This is a genomic window from Bacteroidales bacterium, assembly GCA_023229505.1.
Taxonomy (GTDB): Bacteria; Bacteroidota; Bacteroidia; order Bacteroidales; family JAGOPY01; genus JAGOPY01.
Map to the genome: position 1 here is coordinate 26,704 of JALNZD010000043.1, position 8,417 is coordinate 35,120.

The window sequence follows — 8,417 nt, forward strand, 5'->3', positions numbered from 1 at the left end:
CCCTAATTATTATGAAAAAAAAAATATTCTGGGCATTAATATTGCTCGTTTTAATAAGTGGAACCATCCTGTTTTTGACCGGCAGGTATGCTGGTCGCGTAATCGAGCCCTTTGTCCGATCCTTTCTTGATGAAAATAAACCACTTAACCACCGGGTCGATTTTGGAAGACTGAAGGTAAATCTCATCACGCGTATTATAAGCATCAAAGACCTCAGTGTTTATCCCGATTCAACCCTGGTGAAATCAGAAAATGTCTGGTGGGAGTTTAATGTTTCATCTGTAAAACTGACGGATTTCAGCATCAGGGATTTCCTGTTTAATAAGAAGCTTTCCATTGGTGACTTCCTTTTCCTGAATCCAAAAGTGGAAATACATATCCCAATCCTTCAACAAGATAAAGTCAGAGAAGCCTCAGCAGTAATATCACCCCAAAAAATCAAACCGGCAGCATTCAAATCATTGTCGCTTCAAGGGATCGTGATCTCCAAAGGAACGCTGAAAGTATTCAGGGATACAGTCCTGCTGGCCAGTTCACAGGATATCGGCTTTTTGGCCCAGCAGATTACCCTGGAGAAAACCGGCGATGATAAGCAATTCGTCTTGAAATATGGAGATGTCAGACTTAATATTTCGTATATTAATCTGAATCCGCAATCAAGTTTATATGATGTAAAGCTTGAGAAATTCGCCCTGAACCGTCTAGATTCGACAATCATACTGGAAGGGTTGAGATTCACCCCGCTTTATGACAAGACGGAATTTTCAAAAAAACTGACCCGCCAGGACGATCGTTTTGATCTGAAAATCAACCGTATTAACATCGACGGTATTGGTCTGGAACGATGGCTGGCCGGTCAGCCGCTTGAGATTTCGAAGGCCCTGATCGATAGCCTCGACGCCGATGTATACCGTGACAGGAATGTCGCCATGGATCTCAGCCGCTTTCCTCCATTTTACAATGAATTATTCCTCAAAATAAATTTTCCCCTGCTGATCGATACTTTATTGGTCACCAATTCCAATATCCGATACGGCGAATTAGTCGAAGGGGATGTAAAAGCCGGAGAGATTATGCTCAACGATTTTAACCTCAGCACCTTTGGGCTTTCTAACCAGTCAGCCGACAGCACTATGGCTGAAGAGATGCGTATTTTCCTTAATGCACAAGTAATGGGTGAAGGAAACCTGAAGGTAGAACTGGTCTTACCGCTTGAAGGAAATCTTCATGAATTTACATGTACCGGTAGTGTAGGCGCCATGAAGCTGAGCCCGCTGAATGACATGATGGAGCCTTCGATGAACATGACCTTCAAAGATGGCAGGCTTAACCGGATGACTTTTGATTTCTCCGGCAACGATAATAATTCAAAAGGCTGGATGGAATTTCTGTATAAAGACCTGGATGTTGCTTTACTGAAGAAAGATCCCGATAAGGAAAGGGGGTTTATATCCGCACTTGTCAATACTGTGGCATTATCCGACAATCCCGCTCCCGGGAAAGATTTAGTAACAGTAGAGATCGGTTATGAGCGCGACAAAAACAAAGGGATCATCAACTACCTCTGGAAAACCATCCAGAGCGGAATGACACGCACCATCCTGCCTCAGAAGAAATACCAGATCAACCGGAAGAAGTGAGATCAGTTCGCAGTTCGCAGTTCGCAATGATGGGTCATGGAAGATGTTCGCATGGACGATGGACGATGTTCCATTTACCAGGGGTTCAACAACAATAACCTTCTAAAATACTTTATCTGTAAAACCTCTACGAGGTATTTAGATCGCAGGGGTCATATTCTTTCTACATTACTAAATCGCTTACGGCTAATTCCGCGTAGCGGATATGATATTGTAGCGGTGACAATTACAAGACATTTATTTCCGCGTAGCGGATACACAAATATTTTACCGGACAACAGTGATCGTATTGTCCGATTTTCTGTTTCAGCTTTCTGAGCAGGAAAAACAAGAGGTGGACGCAAATTGCGACCACTTCAAATGACTTAATATAATCAGGTAGAATTAGTCAAATTTCAGTGGACAATCCAAGATTGGCTTTAACCAAACGTTTAAAGAATCAAACAAACTAAAAATTTAATTAAGTTTCTATCCACTTTCTCAATTTAAAACGATATAAATTGTGTCCTCCATGAGGACACAAACTCAAAAGTTTCAATCCCCATGTCTAAACTGTAAATCGACAGCAAGAGTAACAGCCAGAGTTGCAGCTAGAGTCTGTTTCAATCCCCGCGTCCCACGCGGGACGCGACTGTACAAATATAACTTGCTAATTTATAATTAATTATGCTGCATTTTTCGCGATTCAAGATTTCAATGAACTTTTTATGATTTGATTAAATATTCTGTCACCGTAAGTCATTGATTTATAATAATTGCGATAGATCCAGCATTATGCTGATCACTCAAGGTTCGCAGATTATACCACTAAAAAATCCTTTTCAGGATTTATCGTAGGTTTTGCTCCTATATGCTCAACCTTCCCGGCCCAATTTGAACCCATAAAATAAAAACGCAAACTATCTTTCTTTGGATTTAAAATTTCTAATAAATCAAACTTTAATTGCGCAAATTTGCCCGGATCAAGCACACATTCAAATACTGAATTCTGAACACGAAGACCATAGTCCTCACATGTTTTAGCCACCCGTCTTAAGCGCTTTTGACCTGCTCGACTCATTGTTTCTACATCATAGGTTATCAATACCATCATAATATTCTCTATTTCATTACAAAAACAGGATAATTATCAAGGTCACCCCGTAAATGCCTGGCAAACAATAATGCCTGGGCATAAGGCAACAAACCGACAGGAATATCCTCAAGTAGAAAAGGATGAAGGATATTTTTCTGTTTCCTTTTTTGCCATGCAGTGATTATTTCTTTCCGGGTATCATCTGTCATAAAAACTCCACCAGCATCATTTTTTTTAAATCCACCTGCTGTGACTTGTTTGCGGTTAATAAGAGATAGTACCAGTCGGTCAGCCAGATATGGACGAAATTCTTCCATCAGGTCAAGAGCAAGGGAAGCCCTTCCCGGTCGATCGCGATGCAAAAAACCAAGGTAGGTATGATGTATCTGATATCTCCTATGACCACAATGGGAACATATTGACTTTGGATCGGAATGGATTGACCGGTACACAGGGTGGCAATAATACATATGGTCAAATGGACGGATTGAATCACACTTATGATGGCAATAAGCTGAAAGCCGTCCAGGATGATATTGCCAATTCAGGAACATATAACAATGATTTCAAGGATAATAGCTCATACGGTACGGTGGAATACGAATATGACAATAATGGTAACCTCGTGGTCGATGATAACAAGGGAATTCTTTCTGTTTCTTATAATCACTTAAATTTACCTGAAGAAATCGTATTTTCTCAAACAAAAAGAATTAACTATCTTTATGCCGCCGATGGCACCAAGCTCAGAGAAACCATAACCGACGGCGAAATGACTCATACCTTCGATTATTGCAGCAACCTGGTTTATGAAGACAGTGAGTTGAGTTATCTCCTTACTCCCGCAGGAAGGGCTATTCCTACCGAACAGGAGCATGAATATGTTTATGAATATTTCTTAACTGACCATCTTGGCAATATACGAGTAGTTTTTGGCGATCCGAATAGAGACCATGAAGCAGAAGTCATCCGGGAAAACCACTATTATCCTTTCGGCATGACCATGGGCGGCCTGAATTATATAGCCGGTTTAGAAAACCGCTACCTATACCAGGGCAAAGAAATTACAGGCGATTTCAACCTCTGGTGGCACGACTTCCACGCCCGCCGTTTCGACAGCCAGTTAGGCCGCTGGCATGTTCCCGACCCTGCTAGCCAGTTTGCTAGCCCGTATCTCGGGATGGGGAATAATCCGTTAATTATGACTGATCCCGATGGAATGCGAATTAGAGATTGGAGAATCTGGTATATATTATTTGGTGGCCAATGGCCAGGAAATAAAAATCACTGTTTCAAAAATTACGAAGGTTGGTTTGGCCGTAATAGTTACGCAGGAGGCTATATCGGACCTGGAAGTGGAATAGGTACTGGTGGTGGTGATATATTAGAATCGGAAATCGATCTCGGGCCGGGTGGGACAATTCGCAGAGTAGGAGGATCTCCTAATATCGGTTATGCAGAACATACAGATACCTATTTTTCCCCATTATTGGCTAGGCACGGGCCTTCAAGGCCGGATATGGTGGATATATTTATGGGATCTAATTATATTAAATCTAGAAACGTCTATCCTCAGGCTACAACTTTAATTTATCCAAATCCGGTCAATTTATCATTACAAGATGCGTCATATCAACTATTAAATTGGGCTAATTTCATCTTTGAAAATAATATTCGCGATATTCCTATTGGAAAAATTGTTGATATGAATTCAGTCAGACAATCCGGAAAACCTTTCGGATTTATGTATAGAGGAGATTTTATATTTGAAAATGAAATGATTTATTGGAGTACACCCGGTCCATCTGATATTCATAGGGAAGAAAATTTAGTAGCTGGTATTGCACCAATCAAAATTGGGGAAAATATATGGGCGATAGTTTTCGAAGGTTATCCCAGTTGTGGAAATTGTTTCCCTAATAATATTTTTGAGATTTCATTTGGAATTAGATATAAATTATGGGAAAAAGCATTTAATTTAATTTGGAAATATGAAAAACCTTGGTGGTATGCTGGCGGTTATTACAAAAATTTATACCTTATTATTTCTAACAATAATAATTTACTCTTGCCATCTCCAGGGGCATTGCATCAAAGATGAATTAATGGAGTTAAACAGATTAAATCCACATTTACCAATTACTCATTGGAAAATGGTTAATTATAGTGATTGCCCATGGGAAACTCAATATAATCTTAAGAGAGTATATGGAGATACCACATATTTCATGGGGATTTTTAAATTGAAGCCTAATCTTCAATATAAGATTGACTCTTGTATTTTAGAACTTGCTTATTTTAAAAAAAACTATTCCGATAAAGAATATTGTTACCATTTGGAAATGGCTAAGGATACGATTTACTTTTACAAATCTCCTATTAACCATGAAGATAGTCTTATATTTATAGTTGGAAAATATTACTATCAATGGAGTAATGGATTATTAGATGGTGAAGGAATGCATTATTTTTTAGAAAATATGGATTCTTTAAAAAGAGTGCGAGGAAATGATTTACCGGATCTTCATTATGATAAATGAAGATAAAATATTGTTGGTTGTTAATTTAGTGCTCCAAAGATAAAACCAATTCTTATACATACATAAGTTGTCATGTATTGATAGGGATCGTAATTTATTACAACCGACGGTGAAATGACTCATACCTTCGATTATTGCAGCAACCTGGTTTATGAAGATAGCGAGTTGAGCTTTCTGCTCACTCCAGGAGGAAGAGCTATTCCTACTGAACAGGAGCATGAGTATGTTTATGAATATTTTCTGACTGACCACCTGAGCAATGTGCGGGTTGTTTTCGGCGATCCGGAACGTGACCACCAGGCCGATGTGATTCAGGAAAACCATTATTATCCCTTCGGCATGACATTGGGAGGACTGAATTATGTGGCGGGTTTAGAAAACCGATACCTTTACCAGGCCAAAGAAATCACTAGCGACTTCAACCTCTGGTGGTATGACTTCCACGCCCGCCGTTTCGACAGCCAACTTGGCCGCTGGCATGCTATAGATCCTGTGATACAGTTTGCAAGTCCATATGTGGGGATGGGGAATAATCCAGTTTATTTTACTGATTATACCGGAACGGTACTGGAATGGCCGCCAAAATGGTGGCCTTTCGGTCGTGGCGGTTGTGGACAGAGGCAAGGACCTGCACCTGATCAAAATAACCAGTTTAGTTGGTGGAGTGGTGGTAGTGGATCTTGGGGCAATAATGCTCCTCTTTTCAATCCTCCGCCAAATGGCAGCTATACTTATTTTGGTACCGGAAATATTCCGCCCGATAGCCAAGGGGGTGGCGGACAAGGATCTTGTATAAATCATTGGTATACTAACCCCAACTGGGGAAGTGATGATGTAGAATCAAATGCCCCTGTAGGACCTACTACAGCAGAGATGATTACCTACACTTATAATAATATTCAAACTGTATATTCAGGTGGAATCAATCCTTTACCTTCTTGGTTAAATTGGACTAATAATGGTTTTAATGCTGCTGCATATGGGATTTATGAAGTTAACGGCAGCATAAGGTTTATGAAAAGTGGAAGCATTAGCCTAAAATGGTATGAAAATGCTTGGAGAGGAAATCAATATGCTAAGACATTCAATCTATCAAAACTCGGAAAAGGAGTTGGATATGGGACATCATTTATAGGCGCTGGAATAGGAGTTACTAATTTTATTATTTCCGATAAAAGCTGGGGAGATTATGGGCAATTAGGAGTGTCATTAATATCAGCGAGTTTAACGTGTTTTCCAGCCACTACACCTGTCGGAATTGGATTAGGCGTTATTGACGCTGCTGGTGGGCTTAGTGATTTCTATAAATATCTTGATAGCAACCAACAGTTGTATAATAATAGTGGTTTAATCCTGGTACCTAATTATTTGGGAATTCCAATTTTACTAAATCTAAAAAGGTGATGAATCCTTATTATTACTTGTATTATAAGATATCCCAATTGATAAACAAAAAGGGCAATAATCAATGGGGAGCAATGTACGCCTTATCTTTTCTGATTTTTATAAATATCATTGTCATATATATTAAGGTTTTTCATGTGACTTTGGGGAATTTTAATAATAGCTATAAAATAGGAATAATCATTATTGGAATAGTTCTGTTTATTGCAAATTATATTTTATTCCTCCATAAAGATAGATACATAAATATAGTAAAGCGTTATAAACGAGAGACGTTAAGGGGCAATAGGATAGGCAGTTCTCTTGTTATTACTTATATAATAGTAACTTTATTATCAATATTTTTTGCATAAGGACAAATGATAGAAAAATGGGATATTATCTCAATAATTCAACCAAGATAGTTATTCTAATCATAATTATGCTTGTATTGGGTTTGTTTTTCCTTAGCGGGTATTATAAGACTAAGGAGTCAAATAAATTTTTTATAGAAATGGAATTGCATGGTATCATAAATGAAATAAAATACAACGAAGGTTATAGAGGCTTACCGCACATAAAGATTGATAATCAATGGATTTTTATTGGTATCAATGGTGAAAAGGTGCATAATCATATCATAATTGGTGATTCAATAGTTAAAGATTCAGGGACAACGACATTTAAAGTCTATCGAAAAAATGAACAAGGAGTCTGGGATGAAAGAATATATAAATAATACAAGCTGGGCTACGGCTTTAGTTTTCCTTTTATGCATTGGTTGCAAGCAGGAGAAAAGTTCGCAATTTTATTATTCTCAGGCAGTGAAGGAGTTTAAAGAGGAAAAATATAATGAGGCTTATAATTCCTTTACAAAAGCTATAGAGCAGGATACAACATATGGTCAAGCATATTTTATGAGAGCTCAGGTATTAGGCTTGTTAAATGCAAGTAAAGATTCGATATGTGAAAATCTTAGCAAAGCAGATGAATTAGGATATAAAGAAGCAAAAGAAGTCATGGAGAAATATTGCAAGGTAATTCCCTCTGAAGAATTTAACAGGTTGAAATTGAATTTTGATGAATTTATCCGTAAAAATCCTGATCGATTTGAAGGATATTATGATAGGGCTAATTTATATTTTGATGCTGGAAATTTTCAAAATGCAATCATCGATTATAATAAGGCTATTGAAAAAAAGGAGTATCCGGTTGCTTACTATAACAGAGGACTTTGTTATATAAAATTAGGTATGAAAGATGATGGTTGCAAAGACATCAGGAAATCTGTTGAGTTAGGTTACGCTGTGGAAAAGGGGGTATTGGAGTTTTGTAATTGAAAAGGCATTAATTACTTGTCTTTGATTTTCCATTAAAATCTTTCTCGATCGATCCTAATTTGTCCAATTTGAACTTATCTCAGTTTTATTTCTCGAGCTGTCAGGTCCTCCTAAAGTCGGACGCTGACAGGCAACAATTTATTTAAACTAATCACGTCTATCCACCAGCTGACGTTATTCCCGGTTTTCAATTGTCATATCCCATTTGCTCATTTCATTTCTCTTTTTCCCGTCGCGGATCCTTCCATAAATGGCAGTCGTTTTAAAATCGGTATGGCCAAGGATGTCTTTAACAGTCTCCAGGGATATACCTAGTTGATCCTTATTAATTCACTTTTTTAAACCTTCATCAGCATTGGATATATACCGGGGCAAAAATCTTTCGCTGATATATCCACCGAAAAAGGAAAAATAAAATTTCTTCTCGTTTCATTCGCAT

At 38.1% G+C, this 8,417-nt stretch carries 7 protein-coding genes and 1 pseudogene; 6 read left to right on the forward strand and 2 right to left on the reverse strand.

The window, feature by feature from the left end:
• Positions 1-11: 11 nt before the first annotated feature.
• Complete coding sequence (locus M0Q51_13660; protein ID MCK9401023.1) at positions 12-1,640, forward strand: hypothetical protein; 1,629 nt, start codon at positions 12-14, stop codon at positions 1,638-1,640.
• A 799-nt stretch (positions 1,641-2,439) separates the two neighbouring features.
• On the opposite strand, the gene cas2 is transcribed toward M0Q51_13660, so the two are convergent.
• Both cas2 and cas1 read right to left on the reverse strand, forming a co-directional pair.
• Entirely contained in the window at positions 2,440-2,733 is a 294-nt protein-coding gene (gene cas2 / locus M0Q51_13665; protein ID MCK9401024.1) for a CRISPR-associated endonuclease Cas2, read from the reverse strand.
• 8 nt (positions 2,734-2,741) lie between these two features.
• Positions 2,742-3,089, reverse strand: a pseudogene (cas1, locus tag M0Q51_13670) (CRISPR-associated endonuclease Cas1).
• Positions 3,090-3,718: 629 nt separating this feature from the next.
• Between cas1 and M0Q51_13675 the strand changes: the two are divergent.
• From M0Q51_13675 to M0Q51_13695, 5 genes are all read left to right on the forward strand, one after another.
• The gene (locus M0Q51_13675; GenBank protein MCK9401025.1) at positions 3,719-4,816 is read left to right on the forward strand and encodes a hypothetical protein; all 1,098 of its coding nucleotides are present in this window, start codon (positions 3,719-3,721) and stop codon (positions 4,814-4,816) included.
• A 4-nt stretch (positions 4,817-4,820) separates the two neighbouring features.
• Positions 4,821-5,255: a hypothetical protein gene (locus M0Q51_13680; protein ID MCK9401026.1), complete on the forward strand. Its 435-nt coding sequence runs from the start codon at positions 4,821-4,823 to the stop codon at positions 5,253-5,255.
• 114 nt (positions 5,256-5,369) lie between these two features.
• Entirely contained in the window at positions 5,370-6,659 is a 1,290-nt protein-coding gene (locus M0Q51_13685; protein ID MCK9401027.1) for a hypothetical protein, read from the forward strand.
• Positions 6,660-7,029: 370 nt separating this feature from the next.
• On the forward strand, positions 7,030-7,377 hold the full coding sequence (locus tag M0Q51_13690) for a hypothetical protein (protein ID MCK9401028.1): 348 nt from the start codon (positions 7,030-7,032) through the stop codon (positions 7,375-7,377).
• Positions 7,358-7,978, forward strand: coding sequence for a tetratricopeptide repeat protein (locus M0Q51_13695; GenBank protein ID MCK9401029.1), 621 nt, complete (start codon positions 7,358-7,360; stop codon positions 7,976-7,978). Before M0Q51_13690 ends, M0Q51_13695 begins: the two co-directional genes overlap by 20 nt.
• Positions 7,979-8,417: the final 439 nt, after the last annotated feature.

Bases quoted from the DNA above. Each gene is read 5' to 3' on its own strand.
- M0Q51_13660 (MCK9401023.1), top strand. From the start codon at position 12: ATGAAAAAAAAAATATTCTGGGCATTAATATTGCTCGTTTTAATAAGT.
- cas2 (MCK9401024.1), bottom strand. From the start codon at position 2,733: ATGATGGTATTGATAACCTATGATGTAGAAACAATGAGTCGAGCAGGT.
- M0Q51_13675 (MCK9401025.1), top strand. From the start codon at position 3,719: ATGGGCGGCCTGAATTATATAGCCGGTTTAGAAAACCGCTACCTATAC.
- M0Q51_13680 (MCK9401026.1), top strand. From the start codon at position 4,821: ATGGAGTTAAACAGATTAAATCCACATTTACCAATTACTCATTGGAAA.
- M0Q51_13685 (MCK9401027.1), top strand. From the start codon at position 5,370: ATGACTCATACCTTCGATTATTGCAGCAACCTGGTTTATGAAGATAGC.
- M0Q51_13690 (MCK9401028.1), top strand. From the start codon at position 7,030: ATGGGATATTATCTCAATAATTCAACCAAGATAGTTATTCTAATCATA.
- M0Q51_13695 (MCK9401029.1), top strand. From the start codon at position 7,358: ATGAAAGAATATATAAATAATACAAGCTGGGCTACGGCTTTAGTTTTC.